We start from the raw sequence: 17,388 nt of genomic DNA, 5'->3' as shown, positions 1-17,388 counted from the left end.
ATGATGCAAGCGAAGTTTATCATTCGATAAACTTCGCTCTCAAATACGGTCGCTTTCCTTGCGCACGACCCTGCCCACGATCAGGCATTCATTGCCGCGGCACAGCTTGCGGTGGTATTTGCGCTGGTCCGGGTTGTCCGAGGTCAGCCACCATTCGCCGATATCGCGCGCCATGCGCTTGACCACCGGTTCGCCTTCGTAATTGATGGCAAACACAATGCCGTCGGCCGGCCGCTTGTCGGCCGTATTGATGATCACCACGTCGTCCTCGTACAGGGCCGGCTCCATGCTCTCGCCCTTGACCTTGATACCCACCAGTTTTTCAGGGTGGTAGCCATTGCGCTCGACCCAGCTGCGCGGCACGCTGATGGTGCTGCCGTCGTGCGTTTCCGGTTCGATGGCAAAGCCCGTGATACCTGCCGACAGGCGCAACTTGACCTTGCGGATCGGGTAGAAGCGCTCATCTTCGCCATCGACGACGATCACCGGCCGCACGTCACCCAACGCACGTGCCGCCAGCGCCGCCTGGTCGGGCGCCGCACCCTGGTCGAAGTACATACTGTCGAGCTGCAGGTCCGCTTCCAGCTTGCGCGCGATTTTTTCACTGAAGGCGCGTCCCTCGCGGTAGGTGGGCGAGAGGATTTGCGAGATGCGCGCCTCGCTCCAGCCGCTGACATCGGAAATTTTCTTGCGCGTGTTGTCGTAGTGCTCGCGGATCAGGGCCAGCAGGCGGTCGCGTCTGTATTGATACATATTCATCTCCACATTAAACCTGAAATTTACCGTTTGATAAATTACCAAATGCTTGACTTTAACATTAGCGATTGATAAAGTCCACTCGTTGCCTGTCGCAAACGCACTACAGCGTCTGCCGGCGGGCAGCACCATGGGAGATCAGGCAGATGTCGAACAGCAGTCAGTTGGTTGAAAGCAGGGCGGTGCCACGGCAGGGGCGCCAGTTACAGGGACGCAGCAAGAAGTCGCAGCTGCATATGGCCCGCATCGCGCAGTACGTACGCGAGCAGGGCCAGGCCAGCGCGGCGCAATTGTCCGCCTTGCTGGGACTCGATGCGGGCACCATGAGCCGCTATCTGCGCCACATGTGCGGCATGGGACAGATCCACCTGGCGCAGCGCCATTGCACGGAACCGGGGCGCCAGCGGCCCGCCCTGTACGCGCTGGGCGAACAGGACGAGGAAGTCGACGGCTGGGCCGAACTGCCGCCGCAAGTGCGCCGCACGGCCAGCTGGCCACGCGGTGCGGCGCGCCGCGATCCGCTGGTGGCGGCCCTGTTCGGACCGGCGCAAGGGTAGGGCAGCAAGCCGCCTTCTCAAATGAATGACAGCAAGCAAGCTGCCAAGCGCAGCTCTTTTTTGCTGCAACTGAAAGTACATCATGCATATCGATATCTCCGCCGCAGGGGCTGCCTGGATCAAGCTGCTGGGCGTCCCCTTGCTGGCAGCCTTCTTTGCCACCTTGCTCAGCTTCATGGTCATGTGGCCACGCAACTGCAAGGAGGCGCTCATCCGTATTTGCTCCAGCATCATCATTGCCACGTTTGCCGGTCCCGTCCTGGTGTCGGCGGTGCTGGCGTGGTGGCCCGGTTTGTTTGACAGCGCGCAAACCGTAGCGGCGCTGTATGGCTGTGATCCGGCCACGGGCTTCCTGTTCATTGCCGCACCGCTGATGGCGCTCGTCGGTTTGCCGGCGTGGTGGCTGGTGAGTGCCAGCGTGCGCTGGTTCGACCGGCGCCGCGACAAGGATATCGGCGAACTGGCGGCGGATGCGGCTGCTGCCGTCAGGGAAGTGCGGACGCGACGTTGACGGCGCTGGCGCCCTCTTGTAGTGCATGGTCAAAGCGGCCGCCTGAAATCGGTGCGAAGGGGTGGGGCACCATGCACAGTCATGCCCGTTTGTTGCCACAAACTGTATACAATTCCACCTTGCACGAAGCGTGCATGGCATACCTTGGTGTCGCATCCAAGGAGCTTCGCATGCATCATCCGCAGCCAGTGTGTTCCTGACGTCCCGTTTCTCTCTTGCTTTTCCCTTTCACCTGCGCTCATCCGGGCCTTGGTAACCCAGGAAATGGCGCGTAAATGGCCACTCCCCGTCTGAAATCCATCCACCGCAGCGTGCCCGGCACGACGCCTGCAGCGCCATCGCCGTGCCGCCTGCCATGGCGCACATTGCCGATCCCGCCTTCCTCAAGATGGCCGCTGCCGCCACGGCGGCCGGCTTGCCTGCGCCGGCCGGTCCCGTGCCCCTGATTGCCAATCCCGGCTATGGCGCGCTGGATAACATGGGCATCGCTTTCTTCGTGCTGGCTGTCATCTTGCTGGTGGCAAAGTATGGCCGGGGTTTCCTGGCGAATATCGCCGTGTTGATCGGCATCATCGCCGGCACGGCCCTGTCGTTTGCGCTGGGCAAGGCCGATATCAGCCGCGGTTTGCGCGTCAATGGCCTGGGCACGCTGATCGGTGGCATCTTCCATACCTTCCCGTACACCTCGTTCTCGCAAAACGTGGGCCTGGTGGGCGTGACGGGCGTGCGCAGCCGCTGGGTCTGTGTGGCGGCCGGCCTCATCCTGCTGGTCATGGGCGTGATCCCGAAGATCGCGCAGACGGCCGAAGCCGTGCCGGCCTGGAAGAGGCACAGGAGCAGGCGCGCGATAATAGTCATGGCAGCGAGTGAGGCGCCGCCCCGCGCCGTGAAAAATGGCGCGTGCCGCATGCTGCTCAGTCAGGCGGCAGAGTCTTCAGCACCACGCAATTGCGCCCCGCGTCCTTGGCCTGGTATAGCGCGGCATCGGCCAGGCGCAACAGCGCGTCCGGATCGGCGGTGCCCGGCGCCGACTGGACCGCGATGCCGATGCTGATCGTCACCTGCTGCGCCTCCGTGCTTGCATGGACGATGCGCATATTTTCGATGGCGCGCCGCAGCGCTTCGCCGATCTGGTGCGCCTCGTCCGCGCCAGTGTTCGGCAGCACGATCGAAAACTCTTCGCCGCCGTAGCGTGCCGTCAGGTCGCCCGCGCGCCGCATGCCGGCCGCCAGCGCCTGCGCGACCCGGACCAGGCATGCGTCACCTGCCTGGTGGCCATGCTGGTCGTTGAAGCGCTTGAAGTAGTCGACATCGAGCATGATGACGGCCAGCGGCCGGCCGACGCGCGTGGCACGTGCACATTCGGTGCGCAGCACGTCATCGAAATGGCGTCGGTTCGCCAGGCCCGTCAGGCCGTCGGTGATGGACAAGGTTGCCAGTTTGCGATTGGCGTCTTCCAGCTGTTCCGTGCGTTCGGCAACGCGTCGCTCCAGGCTGTCATGCAGCCTGTCGCTGGAGATCGAGATCATCGCCTGGACACCGAGCATGCGCAGGAACGCGACGCGCTCCTGTGTGAAAGAGGCTTCTGCAAGCCGGTTCTCGAAGTACAGGATACCGTCGATCTGGCCGCCGTGCCGGATCGGCAGGCACATGACGGCACGCGGCCGCTGCAACTGCACATAGGGGTCGGCGGCAAAGCGCGAAACGTCCGTGATGCAGTCTTCGATCACCTCGGCGCCAGTGCGGATCACGTAGCGCAGTAGCGACAGCGGGAATTGCGGGTCGCTGGCGACGTTCAGGTCGAGCCGGCGCGCTTGCAGGACGGTGACGACATCGCCATCGATATTGGCCTCCAGCTGGTAACTGCCCTCGGACAGTAGCAGCAGGCGCGCTACCTGCCCGCCAGCGTTTTCGCACACGGTGGAAATCAGGCGCGTCAGGACATTGCGCAAGCCCACTTCGTTCGACAGGATCTGTGCCGCTTTCAGCAGCGACACCAGGTCGAGCGCGCAACTGCCGTGCGTGTGGGGGCCCACATGCGACAGCGTGGCGCGGCCCTCCATCCTTGACAGCAGCGCAGCGTGGCGCGTCCGCAGCTGCGTCACCTTGCCTTCTGCGCCCCACTGGCCGTAATGCGCGATGGCGTCCCTGATAAACACGGCGGCCACGCGCGGCTGTGCCTGCTCGCACCAGTATTCACCGCACAATTCATTGCCCAGCGCTTGCATGTTGACGTAGCCTGCCATGCCGGCGGCGTCGATCGCCTGCTGGTAAAGGCGCGTGGCCAGCTGCAGGTCGTCGCGGTAGCGTGCCATTTCGGCCATCAGCAGCAGATGTTTGACAGCGCTATTGTCCGAGCCTTGCCTGGCCCACTCGGTGAGACTCGCCTGCAGCGTGCCGATCATGGTCAACGCTTCGCCCGCATCGGGGCGCGCGGGAGTGCGCCGCAAGGCGCGGATCCATATCAGTGCGGCGTAGAAGCTCGAATCGGCAACCTTGGCCTGGCCGCGCATGATCTGGGTGACGATGCCCTGCTGGCCGGCCAGCAGCTCGGCGTCGGCGCTGTCGAACAGGTAGGCGTTGCGGATTTTCCCTTGCAAATAGTAGGCGCGGTACAGCTGCGAGTCGCCATAGTGTTCGAGGAAACGCGCCTCGCTGAATGTCGCATCATCGTAGCTGTCGTGACGGGGCAGGAGGCCCATCAGGCATTTGATTGGCTGGATTGCCGCGGCGACGCAGCAATCGGCCATCGCCTGTTGGCCGTTGGCGCGCATCAGCGCCAGGTCGTGCTCGATGTCGTGCATCAGGTGCGGCAGGTAGTCGCCGAGGATGACCCGGTCGGTGGCGCGCACGGCCGCCACTACGCCGACCTGCACGAAATCGGCGATTTCCAGTGCCCAGCCAAAGGCTTCTTCGTACAGGGCATCGGAGCTGCGCAGGGGCTGCGTCCAGTGGCTGATGAGCGCACCGAACATCAGGCCCGTGAGCGTGCGCGTCTGCAGATTGGCACGCTGCCTGGCCAGCGCCATCGCCATCGCGCCGAAGTCGTAGCCGCGCGCGACGTCGCGGCCGTACAGTGCCAGCATCATCGCGTAGCCGACATAGGCGACGGCGCTGAAATCGCTGTTCCCCCGTTGCATGGATAGCCGCGTCATCGATACCACCATCAGCGCGCTGAGATCCTGCTGGCCGGCGTAATAGCTGGCCATCCACAGGCCCTGCATCATCTGCATCGCGGCCACCGCGTCTGGCTCGCACATGTCGCCGGCCGCCAGCCACGTGTCGGGCGCCTGCGCGCCAGGCTGCCGCCCGATGTCGGCGAGGATATCGTCAAAGCGCGCCTTCATGTGCGCGACATCGTGCGGAATGGCGATGTTCAACTGCGCCAGGCCGTCGCGCTGCACGGCGATGGCCTCGAGCAGGCGGCCCTGCAATTGATACTGGTGGGCCTGGATGGCAATGCAGCTTACGTGCAGCAGCGGGTTCAAGGCGCGGGCGCGCAGCAGTGGATAGATCGCCTCGGCGGCATCGAACTGGCCGCACAGGTAAGCTGCTTCGGCCGCGCCGAGCTGCAGGTCGAGCCAGAGGTCGGCGTGGACGCTCCACGCCTCTGCCGGTAGCAGGTCGAGACCAATTCGCATGTGCTCCAGCATGGCCTGGAATGCGGCAGAGCGTCGTGCCTTGATCCCGGCCTGCAGATTGAGCGCCACCAATTGCACGCGCTCGCCCGCATCGTCGAGCAGCGCACGGCCGGCGTTGAGCTGTTCGACGATGTCAAACAGTGTCCCGTCCTGACGCTCCGGCGTCGCATGCCGCAGGAGCAGGCGGCCGATGCGAAGATGGTTGACCGCGCGGGCACCGGCATCGGCGACCAGGTAGGCGGCCTGCTGCACGCGGTCGTGCAGGAATCGGTAATTTACGCCGCTTCGGCCAGCGCGGGTTTCGCCATTGACGTATTTATAGCGTTCGTCGAGCGGCTGGATCAGTCCTGCATGGAGCGCCGGCCACAAGGTTTGCTGCGTGTGCCGGGGCGCACAGTCCACTGCCAGCGCGAGCGTGTCGAGCGTGAAGCGGTTGCCGCTGGAGGCGGCCAGTTGCAGCAGGTGCTGCGTTGCCGTGGGCAGGCGGCGGATTTTCTCCAGCAGGACCTCGACCACGTTGTCCGCGTACCTGGCTTGTTCTATCGCGGGCAGGTCCCAGTCCCAGCAATCGTCGACGGCCCGGTAGCGCAAATGGCCCGTCTCATTGAGCGAGGCCAGGAACTGGCTGAGGAAAAATGGATTGCCGGCCGTCTTGCGGTAGCAAATGCGGGTCAGGGGCGCGCAGTCAGGTGCTGCCACGCGCACGGTGGCCGAGACCATTTGCGCAACCTGCGGCTCGCTCAGGGGGGCCAGTGACAGCGTGGACAGGCGCACCTCGCGCGCGCACAGCTTGTCGCGCAGCGCGACGAGCGGATGCGTGGCGCCCACTTCGTTGTCGCGGTACGCGCCGATGAATAGCAGGCAGCACTTGTCGCAGGAGAGCATGAGCAGTTCGATCATCCGCAACGTGCCCGCATCGGCCCATTGCAGGTCGTCCAGGAACAGCACCAGCGGATGCCCGGCGCAGGCGAAGACCTCGACGAAGCGGGGGAAAAGCCGGTCCAGGCGGAGCTGGGCCTGTGCCGGCGCCGACGCGGGCATCGCGTCGGTGGGGCCGACGATCAACGCCAGTTGGGGAATCAGTTCAACCAACACGCCGATGCCGCTGCCCAGGGCGTCGTGCAGTTTTCCAGACCACTGCCGCAGCGTTTCTTCGGGCTGGCCCAGCAGCTGGTGCACCAGCCCCTGGAAGGCCTGGATCAGCGAGGCATAGGGCACGTCGCGCTGCAGTTGGTCAAATTTCCCGGACAGGAAACAGCCGCGCCGGGCGATGATCGGTTTCTGCACTTCGTTGACGAGCGCCGACTTGCCGATGCCCGAGTGGCCCGCCACCAGCAGCATTTCGCGGGTGCCGGCCGTACTGCGTTCAAACGCCGCCAGCAGTATGGCGATGGCATCCTCGCGCCCATGCAGCGTTTGAGGCACAAGGAAGCGGCCGTTATGGTCGGACAGCTTGAGCGCCTGCGCCGGCTTGTCTGCGCGGCAGGCTGCGATGTCGCTGCGCAGGCCTTGCAAGCTCTGGTAGCGTTGATCGGCATTTTTTTCCAGCAGGCGCTGGATGATAGCCAGCAGTTGGCCAGGCAAGCCTGCGAGCGCTGGATGTGACCAGTCGGGACTGCGGGCAATGTGGCAATGCACGAGTTCCATCTCGTCGCCCGTCTCGAATGGCGCCTGGCCGACCAGCAGTTCGTACAGGGTGGCGCCGAGGGCATAGAAATCGGCGCGCCAGTCGACCCGCCGATTCATGCGCCCGGTCTGTTCCGGCGCCATGTAACGGAGCGTACCTTCCAGTGACTGGAGATTGACGATGCCGTGGCTTTCGTAGGGCAGTTCACAGGCAATGCCGAAATCGATCAGCTGCAGCAGCCGCCGGTCGGCATTCCACACCAGATTGGAGGGATTGATGTCCTTGTGGATCACGCCATGATGATGGACTTCCTCCAGCGCAGCACACAGCTGCAGCGCGATGTCGAAAAAATCGTCCAGCGCCAACGCGGGTTGTGCCGGCGAGCTGCGCGCCGCCACCTGCGCGCGCAGAATCTGGTCGAGCGCCTGGCCACCGTTATCTTCCTGGATCATCGTCCAGCACCCGCCGTGCAACTGCAGTGCCAGCGGATGCACCACGCCAGGATGGCGGCAGCGGCGGGCGATCGCATACTCGCGCTTGAATTGTGCCAGTTGCTGAAAGGAAGGGAACTGCTGATTGGGCTTCTTGACGATCAGTGCGGTGCCATCAGCAGCCCTGGCGCGATACACCCGCGAGCGGCCACCGCTGTGCAGCTGTTTGATGATCTCGTGGTCGAAAAGGGAGCTCATGGGCTGGACTAGCGGTACACGGAAGGTTGCGGGAGCCTTGAGGCGCACATTTCGTTGTATTACTTGATTGTAAATATTATATCAGTAGGAAGTCGCGGTAAAGCGAGAGGCGCGATGGGTGTTGTTGCAAAAATGTCGACCTGCAGGTGAGTCCGGCTGCGGGAAACGAGCGCGATGACGGGGCGATAGCGTGGCAATAAGGACCATGACGGGACAGTGTGTGCGCCATCGCCGGGGCAACTTGTTAAACCTGAAATATAGCAGCTGGAGATTTTTTGCGGAATAAAGACAGTTTTGCGGAACTGGAGAGCGTCAGGAGAGTAGGGAGTACTATCTCTGGGAGTGGCGTGTGCGCTGGGGCCGGAGCCGGAATCACATTCCGCCTTGAGAGCCGCATATATGCTGGATTTCTTCTCAGTGCGTTGTTTGGATACCGTCAAAAGTACCGTCAAAAGAAAAAGTGTCCCCTTTTTGCGGTCGCTCCAGGTGCTTCCAGCCGGCGTTAAAGGCGTTGACTGGCTTTAACAGCTTTAACACCGTAATCAACAAATGACCGACCGTCAGAACGGGCGTTTCTCCTATGAAAACAGCATGCCGGCGGTCGTCATTTGCTGATTAACAAAAGTTAAAAAAGGGGATTTTTTCTGCGCGTGGGAGAGGACGCGGTCTAGGTCGGGCGACCTTGCCAGACTTTTCCTCCCCCCCCTCCCGGTTGGTATTGCTCTCATGCATCATTTCGGGTTTCCCCCTTGGTTCGGCCTCCTGCCTGCCCACGCGGCCAGTCAAGCGGCCGGGCAACCGTGCATTGCGGCGCAGGACCAGGCCGCCACGCTGTCAAGCTGTACCAACTGGTGCCGTTGGCCTATCGGTGGTGATCGGCGTCTTGGCGGGCCTGTGGGCGCTGCCCGAGAACCCCGAAGCGGGGTGTTCGAGCGGTGCGCTGTGGCGTTCTGCCCTTACAAGCCCCTTCAATGCCCAGGCTGCGCACAGTAACGTTACTGTAACGCGCTGGATTGTGGGCGCGCTGACAGCGCCTAACCGATGACTCTCAATAATCATGACTATGAGGAAAAATGCGGCTCTCCGGGGTGGTGCTCGCCACTTTCTCGCCATCGCTTTTGCTCTTTCGGGCGCAAAAAAGCCCAGCGCATGGGCTGGGCCTCGGTGTAGCCGGTACTGCTCAGTACTTACGGATGCACATCGTTGACGACGACAAAGGCAGCGGGATGGGTGATAACGACGTCAGCACGCACATGACACAAGAAACCGATCTCGCCAGTGGTAGCGAAGGCTTCGCGCAGCAGCTGGATGCTCAGGCTCTCACGCATCAGGAAGTACATCTTGGTGAAGTCGCCCAGGTAGATCTCGGTGTTGTTCGTTCGTGCGCCCACTACCAGGTTGGTCGGGATCTGCGGCGTGGCGATCATGGGCAGAGTGGCCAGCATTTCAGGCTTACGCAATGGCTGGTTGGTGGTGTCGGTCAGTCCACTCAACTGGATGAGCGTACGTGGCGCCATGATCGATGCGGTTGGCAACGGCGCATTGGCATCGAGCATAGCCCCGATGGCGTTCAGGAAACAGCTGTAGTTCGGTGGCGTCTCACCGTTGGGCGTGTAGGTCAGCTGGGTGACGCCTGGCGTCCACTTGATGCCACGCGGCTCGGGTGCAGTACCGGAGCCGCGCAGGCCTGCATAGTCCAGCGCCTGGGCGAATGCCTGGCCAATGGCGATCTGCAGGGCTGCCTCGATACCCTGGCCATCTGCCAGCAGTTCGCGGCTGACCTTGAAATAGAAGGCCAGGCTTTGCGGTGCGGCTACCACGCCACGGAAGACCGGATCACTCTCCGTCACAGCGCCGCGCTCCAGGCGCCAGGATGCAGTAGGAACCTTATCCACCACGGCAGTGGTTACAGTCTTCGCGCCTTCGTCCATCGGCACGATGCCGGCGCCGGCCAGCATCAGGCTTGATACGGACGACAGCGCGCCCAGGATCAGCGGCATGGTCTTGGCCGGCACGCTGTAGCCACCGGCCGTATTTGTACCGACAGACAGGGCGGCATGCACTGCCTCGGTGGTTTTCATGCCGGCCACGCCGCGCAGGAACTCGGTCACGCTCACCTGGTCGGCGCTGTCGTCCTTCGCTGCGAAGTGTGCCTTGAACTCGCCGTAATTGTGCATGGCCTTGGGGCCGATGACTGGCGCCACCATCTCACGCAGGGCGGCCGGGCTGGCACCATTCATCTGCGCCGCTGCTGCCTGGTCTGTCAAGCCGTCGAGGGCCTGCTCGAGTGCGGCCACACGGGTATCTTGCTTGGTCTTGTAATCACCGAAGGCAGCATTGACGCCTTGCACCAGGTCGACGATATCGGAAGGGTCGGCTTCAGCCTGTACGGACACGATGCCGCGCGGGACCGGGCCGCCGTTTTTCAGCACGGGTGCTGCAGGTTTTTCGGGATTGGTCAGGCTGGCGATTTCGCTGTCGATCTGCGTCATGCGGTGCATGTTGGCGTTCCACTCGGCCTGGTGCGTCGTGCCCCAGCTGGTGCCAGGGCATTCAGCCAGCATGACCTTGGCGCGTGCCAGGATTGCGGTGTTTTCCGCTTGAAGTTCTGCGAGGCGATCCATGTGTTTCCTTTCAATGAGTAAGGGCACAAGGATCGTCCAGCGGCACCACGCGCCGCAATTGCGCAACTGGTGGCAACGTGGTGCGTCAGGTATCAGCGCGTCGCTGTGAGGCTGGCAAGGCGCTTGCCGCGCAACCAGTGATCGAAGTCGGCGCGCGCAATAACCGTGATGCCGGGCGTGATTTCAAAGAAGCGGGGGAAGGTAGCATCGCGCTCGATCATCCTGGCCAGCGTGTGCCGGCTGATGCCCAGCTCGTGCGCCACCAGCTTGCGCCGCATGTATTGGCTGATTGCGGTGGTTGTCATGGTTCTCTTTCATGGTTTTGGTTCGGGCGCGGCGTAAAGCCTCGGCAGCGCTGCAGTACGTCCACCAGGTCGGCAGGGATGGCCGGCCCCTTTGCCCGTGTCAAGCGCCACTGTCCGCAGCGCCTGGAGCTGGCGGTGCCTGACAGATGCATGCACTCCAGGCAAACGCGCCGCTCGTCGTGCTGCTGGTCGCGCAGCATCAGCCGGTACGCCAGTGCGATCGCGTCGTCCTGGTTCAATCCTCGATCAATAAAAGGCGCTGGCAGTATCCTGCTGGTGGTGCCTGCCGGCGTCTGCCGCTCTTGTTGATTCTCGCCCGCTGGGGCAAGCTTTTCGGTTAGCGGTGCCGGATCGTTACCCGCCAGGTAGCCAAGGTATTGCACCAGCTCGGCCTTGAACGGGCGCACCAGGTCGGCGGCGATCCGTACCGATTCTGGCTGCCCCTTCAACTTGAGCGAACCCAATACCAATTCCACCAGTACGCCGGATTTGTGACACGCTGCGAGCAAGCTTGTGGGGGTCATATCGTCACCTCGATGGTGGAAACGGTAGACAAGAATCCAGAAGAATCAGAAGAATCCGTAGAAATATGTGCGGATTCTTCTGATTGTTGTAGTGGTTTTTGGATTCTTGTCCCTGGCAAGTACCAGTTCCAGCCACCTGTCTTACTCCCTGGCTCCTTGGCGGATTCAATACCAATTTTCGATTTCGCATTGTTAGCCGCTGTCCAGGAATAGCCTGCATCGCTGACCTCCGCCTTGACAATTTTGGCTGGCATTTTTCCGCCATGGTCGGTGAGAAGGTCGATTAACATGCGCTCCAATCCTCCGGAGCTAGCATCCTCGGCATTTTCATCGTGCTCGACCTCGCCCAAGATTTCCCGCGCCGTGCCCTCAATGACGCCTTCCCAAACTGCATGGGTGGCCTCGATGCCGCCTTCGATCGTCTTCATGCCCAGGCTGTAAGACACTCCACCGTCATCCGGGGCGATGTTCGACTTGGCGCGCGCCAGCACGCGGCGGGCGCCGTCTTCCTCCTTCGCCGTCACCAGCACCATGCGCGCCAGCGCGCCGAACGCCTGGGAGCCAATAACCCGGTCCTGTGGCGCCTTGCCAGCGCCGCCCTTGGCGAAGTGGGTGATGCCGATTACGGCGCACTGGTGGGCCTCGGCGAAGTCCACCACGGCTTGCAGGCTGCGGCGCACGTCGTTGGCCCGGTGCATGTCGCCGGCCACGGCTGACACGATAGGGTCGATCAGCAGCAGGCTCACGCCCCCGATGGCGGCCACCGCGCGGTGCAGCTCGGGAATGTCCTGCGCCGGATCGAATGGCACGCTCTCGCCGTTCTCGGTGATGCCCTCAATGAAGTGGCAGCGGCTCAGGTCGGCACCGGATGCAATGAGGCGCGGCACAAGCGTATCGTCGGCCACGTCCTCGCTCGACCAGATCAACACGTTACCCTTGCGCCTGCACGCGCTACCGTCCGGCCAGGTGCCGCCGGCTGTCAGCACTGCAGCAAGGCCCAGCGCCAGGGTGGTCTTGCCTGTGCCAGCCGCGCCTGCCAGGATGGTCAGCTTGCCGGCCGGTACCCAGCCAGGCCACAGCCACGTAATCGGTTGGGGCTTGATATCGGAGGCGCAGCGGATTTTGACCGTGCGCGTGTCGGCCTCTGGAATCATCGAGCGGTCAGTGGTCAGGCTCATGGCTGGACCAGCGGGCGAAACCAACAATGCGGGCGCAGTGCCAGCCTTTCCTTGTGGTGTGGCCGCGCTGATTACTGTCATCACGACCTGTCCTCCCTCGCGGGTGTGCAGGTCGTTGAAGTCGGTTGGCTGGCCTTCGTCGGACTGGAAGGCAGGCACGGCCAGCCAGCCGCCCACGGCAGCGGCCGCTGCGGTCGCGCAGATCAAACCCGTATTGCCGCCATCCTTGAATCGATCGTCATCAGCACATACGATAATCCGGATGCCTGGCAGCTTGTCGCGCAGAACCCTGGCCACCGGCTCCAGGTTGCCAGCGTTGAAGGCCACGGCCACCGGGTAGCCCGTCACGGCGTACAAGCTGGCGCCAGTAGCGAAGCCTTCGCAGATCAGCAGCGTATCTACAGGCTTGCCACCGAAGCTGTAATAGCAGCCCTTGACCTTGCCATGCGACTTGAGGCGCTTAGTGCCATCCTCATAGATGAATTGCGCGCTGGTCACGGTACCGGCGGCGTCGCGGATCGGCACAATCAGGGTACGCTTGTCCTTGAACTCTTTCAGGCCATACGGCTTGATCCCCTTGCGAACGCAATATGGATTGTCGTCGGTGGCGTCGCGCGCGCTGGTCAGCATCTTGGCGCACACGGCGGCGGCCTCGGCTTCCAGCTGCAAGCGCACAAATTCGGCTTCCTGCTTTGCCTTGTCGATGCGCGCGCGGTACTCCATGCGCTCGGCCTGCGACAGCACCTGGTCGGACTTGCCGCACCATTTCTCTGATAGGTCGGTCTTCCAGTTGCCGAAGGCGCCGGCCGGCACGCCATCGCTATGCAGGATGTACCACGCCGACTTCTTGCCCTTCTTGTCGTCGGGCGCATCGAAGCGGTGGCGCTGGCCATCGGCGACGATATCGGGCGGGGCCAGGTCGTAGGCGGCCATGGCAATGGCAAATTGCGCCTCAATATTTGAAAGCGGAGCGTTCAATGGGTAGCCTCCTTCGACGCTGGAATGCGGACGATGACGGCCTTGAAGGTTCCGCCGCGGCGATCTGCTACGTCTTTATTTTGGTCTCGGATAAAGCGCTTGGCTTCGGACTTGGTAGAGAACGGAATTAGTGTGCCTGCGAAGGACACAGCCCAGGTGCGGGTATCGACGTTGGTAGACATTATTTGTCCCCCTTGGTCCGGAATTCATTCATCCATTGAATGCGGCTCTCGGCATGGTCTGCCAGTAGACGAGCGGTGGAAGTCGCAAAGCGCAACAGCCGTTCAATGCCGTCCATATTCAGTATCGGCATTGCATCGTCGCTGCCGGCATCTCCGTTCATCGACCTGGTGAGTACGCTGTTATTAGCCAGCTCAATACACAGTTGCAGTCCCTGCGCCACGTCCATGACGGTGACTGCGAATTGTGCCGCCTGGTCACGTTGCAAGCTGGCGTGCAATATGCAATAGGGTTGATGCGCGGCGTCGCGCGGCATTTCGCTTGTGGTTGAGGCATTCAGTGCGCTCATGCTGCACCGCCGATCTTTGCCGCTTGTTTTTCCAGCGTGCCGAGTTCAGCTTCAACGGTCTTTTCAAGTTCGCCGACAGATGCGGCGACCAGCAACAGCAAGCTTTCTGCCTCGCTTGGATTCAGAAAGGTCGTATCGCCGGACGCCTCTTGCATGGCATGTTCCTGCAGGATGCGCAGGCAGGTACCGACACCATACAAAATCGTCTTGGCGCGCGAAAGGGAGGCCGCGCGTGCATCATTGACGAGGCGCGGGGACGCCCAGGAGAATGCGCGGAGCGGTGTCACGCCATGCTGCAATGGTGCTGCGTTGTGTGGGATGTTCATGCTGCACCGCCGATCTTGGCCACGGCAGTACGCCAGAGTGCATGCCCCTCGGCGATGCCGGCAAAGTAGGCGTCGGCGGCGGCCGTGCCGGCCTGGTATGGCGGATCAATATCCTTGCGCTCGATGCGGAAGGCCAACGCTGCACGGGTGCCGGTTTGGTATTCGGTGCTGCGCGGCGTGCGGCCGTTGTAGAACGCGGTTTGGAAAAGCAGATCGACGGACAGGGTGCCGGTGATTGATGGTGCTGGGGAATGATGGGGTGTGGTCATGCCAGGCATGATTGCCTCCTTGTGATTGATGTGAAAATCAACCATCCCGACGCCAATCGGGGTGGAAGACCGTGCAAGGTTGGCGTGCTGGCCACAAGTAACCAGTGGGCATTGCTGCCCCCTCACACGGCCCTCCATAGGAGAAAAGCCAATGCGTTGCGCGAAAAAAAAGCCATCAATGTTTGAAGGCTTCGCGCCTTGTAGTTGCAGGACGCCAATCCAGGTTCCCTCTTTTTCGGGAACAGACTTAGGATAGGCGGGTGCTGGCGGTTCGTCAACAGAATTTTTGTGGGAGTGGCCGCGCAGCATCATGCCCCGCCCTTGGCCTGCTTGGCATCGAGGGCTTGCACTTGGTCGAGATTCCAAAGGGTGACAAGGGCGATTAACTGGAACAGGGCGCACGCTTCCAGTAGCCGGCATGTGCACGGCTGCTTTTCTCAATATCATGTGCGCCCTCTTACGAGGAAATAGCAGATGCGGTGCGGGCAGTCAGCCATGCATCCACGTCTGACTCGTTCCAGACGGTGACGCCGGCGGAAATCTTGTGCGGCGCTGGAAATTTGCCTTCGCGTACCCAACGCCATACAGTCGCTGGGCTTACTGGTAACTTGCCAGATTTGGAGGGTGTCGTGGCCAGGCCACTGATGCGGAGAACTCTTTGGGACATACTTGCCTTATCGAGAAGGCAAGAGAAATACGAGATGTCAGCACGCGTCATATCACGTCAGGACGTATCACGACTGTAATATTTAGGTAGCTATACACCGATGTATTAGATAGAATTGGCGCATCCTCTGCAAGGATAATGATGCGACGTTCTAGCTCTCTTGCCTGAACAACATTGTTTGTGCAGCCAGTGGGCGGGAACCCGCTGGCGGCACTCCTCTACTAAGCTCATGATTTAACATGTGTTCGCTTGGTAGGATTCAATTCTACATGACACGATATCCCGGTAACAGCCTCCTGCACATAAATCTTGCAAGCCTCTATCTACTGTACGTATAAACAGTTTTTTTTGCGGAATAAAAAGTAAGTATTTCTTTTTTGTAATTCTGTATCAGTGCGTATCAGTACGTATCAGTACGAACAACTACGAACAACCAAGTATTTCAATTCGGGGCTCGTCAGTTTAAATTTTGCGGAATTATTGAGATGTTAAAAAACAACACAATGAAAAAACATCTTGCAAATTTACAGTGCTCATTCTAGGTATTTTTGCTTCGCAGCGGTATCACATCGGCCCCGACGCGCAGCTTGTCCAAATAGTCCGCCCAGCGCTGCATCATTTCCCGGCGCGCTGGCAAGTGACTGGTGCGGTTGTAGGCCCGGCCGTTCACATCCTTGACCGCGTGTGCGAGTTGGTGCTCGATCAGGTCGACGCGCTCGCCCAGCACCTCATCCATGATGGTCCTCGCCATGGCGCGGAAGCCGTGGCCGGTCATGGCCTCTTTCGGGTAGCCCATAGAGCGCAGCGCGGCATTGACGGTGTTCTCGCTCATGCAGCGATCTGGCGTGCGTATGCTGGGGAAAACGTAGCGGCCGGCGCCGCTCATCGCCTGCACGCCGCGCAGCAGCGCGACCGCCTGGCTCGACAGCGGCACCAGGTGATCGAAGTTCATCTTCATCTTGATGGCCGGGATGCGCCACAGTGCATCATCCAGATCGATTTCCGCCCATTCGGCCGCGCGCAGTTCGCCGGGGCGTACGAACAGCAGCGGCGCCAGCTTGAGCGCCGCCACGGCGTAGGGATGACCGCTGTAGTCGAAGATCGAGCGCAGCAGGCCACCGGCCTGTTTGGGTTCGGTGATGGCGGCATAGTGCGTACCCGGCACGGCCGCCAGCGCGTCACGCAGGTCGGCGGTGACATCACGCTCGGCCAGGCCGGAGGCCACCGCGAAGCGGAACACCTGGCCGCAAAGCTGTTTGATCTTGTGGGCGGATTCGATGGCGCCGCGCGCCTCGATCTTGCGCAGGGCGGCCAGCACGTCGCGGGGCTTGATGGCCGCGATCTGCATTGCCCCGATCTCCGGGAAGATATTTTTTTCCAGCCAGGACGTGTTCTTATGCTGGGTGCTCTCGGCGCGCTCGGCTTGTGTGTTGCGCAGCCACTGCCGCGCCATTGCCTCAAAGGTATGGCCAGCGGCCGCCGTCTTGGCGTGGTGGTCGTCGCGCTTGGCCTGGCTGGGGTCGATGCCCTCGGCCAGCAGCTTGCGCGCCTCGTCGCGGCGCTTGCGGGCGCCGGCAAGTGATATCGCCGGATACACGCCCAGGGCCAGCGTCTTGCGCTTGTCCAGGTAGCGGTAATCCATGCGCCAGTATTTGCCAGCTGGCTTTACCAGCAGGTATAGGCCGCCGCCGTCCGTGTGCTTGTCGCCGGCCGGCTTGCTTGCCTTCACCTGTTTTATGAATGTGTCTGTCAGCGCCATGTCTTCTCCCGTGACGGTACTTTTTTTGACGGTATCTAAAAGTACCGTCAGAAGTACCGTCAAAACGGTACGCTGTCATGCTACGTCGTAAGACGACACAAGACAACAAAAAACCCGCGCCTCCTATGGGAAGGGCGGGTTCTGATACTTCTTGATACGGTATAACATGATCTTTTGGTGCCCGGAGCCGGAATCGAACCGGCACGCCCTTACAGGCGGGAGATTTTAAGTCTCCAGTGTCTACCAGTTTCACCATCCGGGCAGCGCGGCGAGATTCTAGCACAGGTGATGCCCGTAATGCCATCTTGTGCCTGAGCGCCGCAGGGCGATTGCATGAAGCATCAGGTCGGCAAGCCCAAGACCTTGGCGAGATAGTCGGCATTCCAGCCAGCTTTTAAGCGTTTGGTAGCGATGCCGGCCTTGGTTGTCTTTTCGTTTTTCAGTAAAT

At 61.5% G+C, this 17,388-nt stretch carries 14 protein-coding genes, 1 tRNA gene and 1 pseudogene; 3 read left to right on the top strand and 13 right to left on the bottom strand.

All coding sequences use genetic code 11. The features are described from left to right. Window positions 1-39 precede the first annotated feature (39 nt). Entirely contained in the window at window positions 40-753 is a 714-nt protein-coding gene (locus CSZ94_RS21925; protein WP_102123472.1) for a S24 family peptidase, read from the bottom strand. 149 nt (window positions 754-902) lie between these two features. Here CSZ94_RS21925 and CSZ94_RS21920 point away from each other — a divergent pair, with 149 nt between their 5' ends. From CSZ94_RS21920 to CSZ94_RS21910, 3 genes and pseudogenes are all read left to right on the top strand, one after another. Further along, on the top strand, window positions 903-1,313 hold the full coding sequence (locus CSZ94_RS21920; protein WP_102123466.1) for a FeoC-like transcriptional regulator: 411 nt from the start codon (window positions 903-905) through the stop codon (window positions 1,311-1,313). An 82-nt stretch (window positions 1,314-1,395) separates the two neighbouring features. Further along, window positions 1,396-1,824, top strand: coding sequence for a hypothetical protein (locus CSZ94_RS21915; protein WP_102123465.1), 429 nt, complete (start codon window positions 1,396-1,398; stop codon window positions 1,822-1,824). Window positions 1,825-2,179: 355 nt separating this feature from the next. After that, window positions 2,180-2,632: pseudogene (locus CSZ94_RS21910) on the top strand (solute carrier family 23 protein); the annotation flags it as partial. A 106-nt stretch (window positions 2,633-2,738) separates the two neighbouring features. Here the strand turns inward: CSZ94_RS21910 and CSZ94_RS21905 are convergent. The 12 genes from CSZ94_RS21905 to CSZ94_RS21850 all read right to left on the bottom strand — a co-directional run bounded on the left by CSZ94_RS21905 (window position 2,739) and on the right by CSZ94_RS21850 (window position 17,202). Next, window positions 2,739-7,781: a diguanylate cyclase domain-containing protein gene (locus CSZ94_RS21905; RefSeq protein ID WP_102123464.1), complete on the bottom strand. Its 5,043-nt coding sequence runs from the start codon at window positions 7,779-7,781 to the stop codon at window positions 2,739-2,741. A 1,187-nt stretch (window positions 7,782-8,968) separates the two neighbouring features. Next, the gene (locus CSZ94_RS21900) at window positions 8,969-10,405 is read right to left on the bottom strand and encodes a phage major capsid protein (RefSeq protein ID WP_102123463.1); all 1,437 of its coding nucleotides are present in this window, start codon (window positions 10,403-10,405) and stop codon (window positions 8,969-8,971) included. Window positions 10,406-10,497: 92 nt separating this feature from the next. Then, window positions 10,498-10,710 (bottom strand): helix-turn-helix transcriptional regulator, encoded by a 213-nt coding sequence (locus tag CSZ94_RS21895; RefSeq protein WP_102123462.1) that lies wholly within the window; start codon window positions 10,708-10,710, stop codon window positions 10,498-10,500. Then, window positions 10,707-11,234, bottom strand: a complete 528-nt coding sequence (locus CSZ94_RS21890; RefSeq protein WP_102123461.1) for a hypothetical protein — start codon at window positions 11,232-11,234, stop codon at window positions 10,707-10,709. Before CSZ94_RS21890 ends, CSZ94_RS21895 begins: the two co-directional genes overlap by 4 nt. Next, window positions 11,231-13,390, bottom strand: a complete 2,160-nt coding sequence (locus CSZ94_RS21885) for an AAA family ATPase (RefSeq protein WP_102123460.1) — start codon at window positions 13,388-13,390, stop codon at window positions 11,231-11,233. The genes CSZ94_RS21890 and CSZ94_RS21885 overlap by 4 nt, the downstream gene beginning before the upstream one ends. After that, window positions 13,387-13,572: a hypothetical protein gene (locus tag CSZ94_RS21880; protein WP_102123459.1), complete on the bottom strand. Its 186-nt coding sequence runs from the start codon at window positions 13,570-13,572 to the stop codon at window positions 13,387-13,389. Before CSZ94_RS21880 ends, CSZ94_RS21885 begins: the two co-directional genes overlap by 4 nt. Further along, window positions 13,572-13,919, bottom strand: coding sequence for a hypothetical protein (locus CSZ94_RS21875; protein ID WP_102123458.1), 348 nt, complete (start codon window positions 13,917-13,919; stop codon window positions 13,572-13,574). Before CSZ94_RS21875 ends, CSZ94_RS21880 begins: the two co-directional genes overlap by 1 nt. After that, window positions 13,916-14,245, bottom strand: a complete 330-nt coding sequence (locus tag CSZ94_RS21870; protein ID WP_146009874.1) for a hypothetical protein — start codon at window positions 14,243-14,245, stop codon at window positions 13,916-13,918. Before CSZ94_RS21870 ends, CSZ94_RS21875 begins: the two co-directional genes overlap by 4 nt. Next, window positions 14,242-14,826, bottom strand: coding sequence for a hypothetical protein (locus tag CSZ94_RS27730; protein WP_146009873.1), 585 nt, complete (start codon window positions 14,824-14,826; stop codon window positions 14,242-14,244). Before CSZ94_RS27730 ends, CSZ94_RS21870 begins: the two co-directional genes overlap by 4 nt. A gap of 145 nt (window positions 14,827-14,971) precedes the next feature. Continuing rightward, a complete protein-coding gene (locus CSZ94_RS29330) occupies window positions 14,972-15,181 on the bottom strand; it encodes a helix-turn-helix transcriptional regulator (RefSeq protein ID WP_180977576.1) in 210 nt (69 codons plus the stop codon). Window positions 15,182-15,719: 538 nt separating this feature from the next. Then, the gene (locus CSZ94_RS21855) at window positions 15,720-16,940 is read right to left on the bottom strand and encodes a tyrosine-type recombinase/integrase (RefSeq protein WP_102123454.1); all 1,221 of its coding nucleotides are present in this window, start codon (window positions 16,938-16,940) and stop codon (window positions 15,720-15,722) included. A gap of 175 nt (window positions 16,941-17,115) precedes the next feature. After that, window positions 17,116-17,202: transfer RNA gene (locus CSZ94_RS21850), tRNA-Leu, on the bottom strand. Window positions 17,203-17,388 lie beyond the last annotated feature (186 nt).

This window comes from Janthinobacterium sp. ROICE36 (assembly GCF_002869965.1).
In the GTDB taxonomy this organism is placed as follows: Bacteria; Pseudomonadota; Gammaproteobacteria; order Burkholderiales; family Burkholderiaceae_D; genus Janthinobacterium.
The sequence above is the reverse complement of the archived record's forward strand: the minus strand, read 5'-3'. Positions and strand labels throughout refer to the sequence as shown.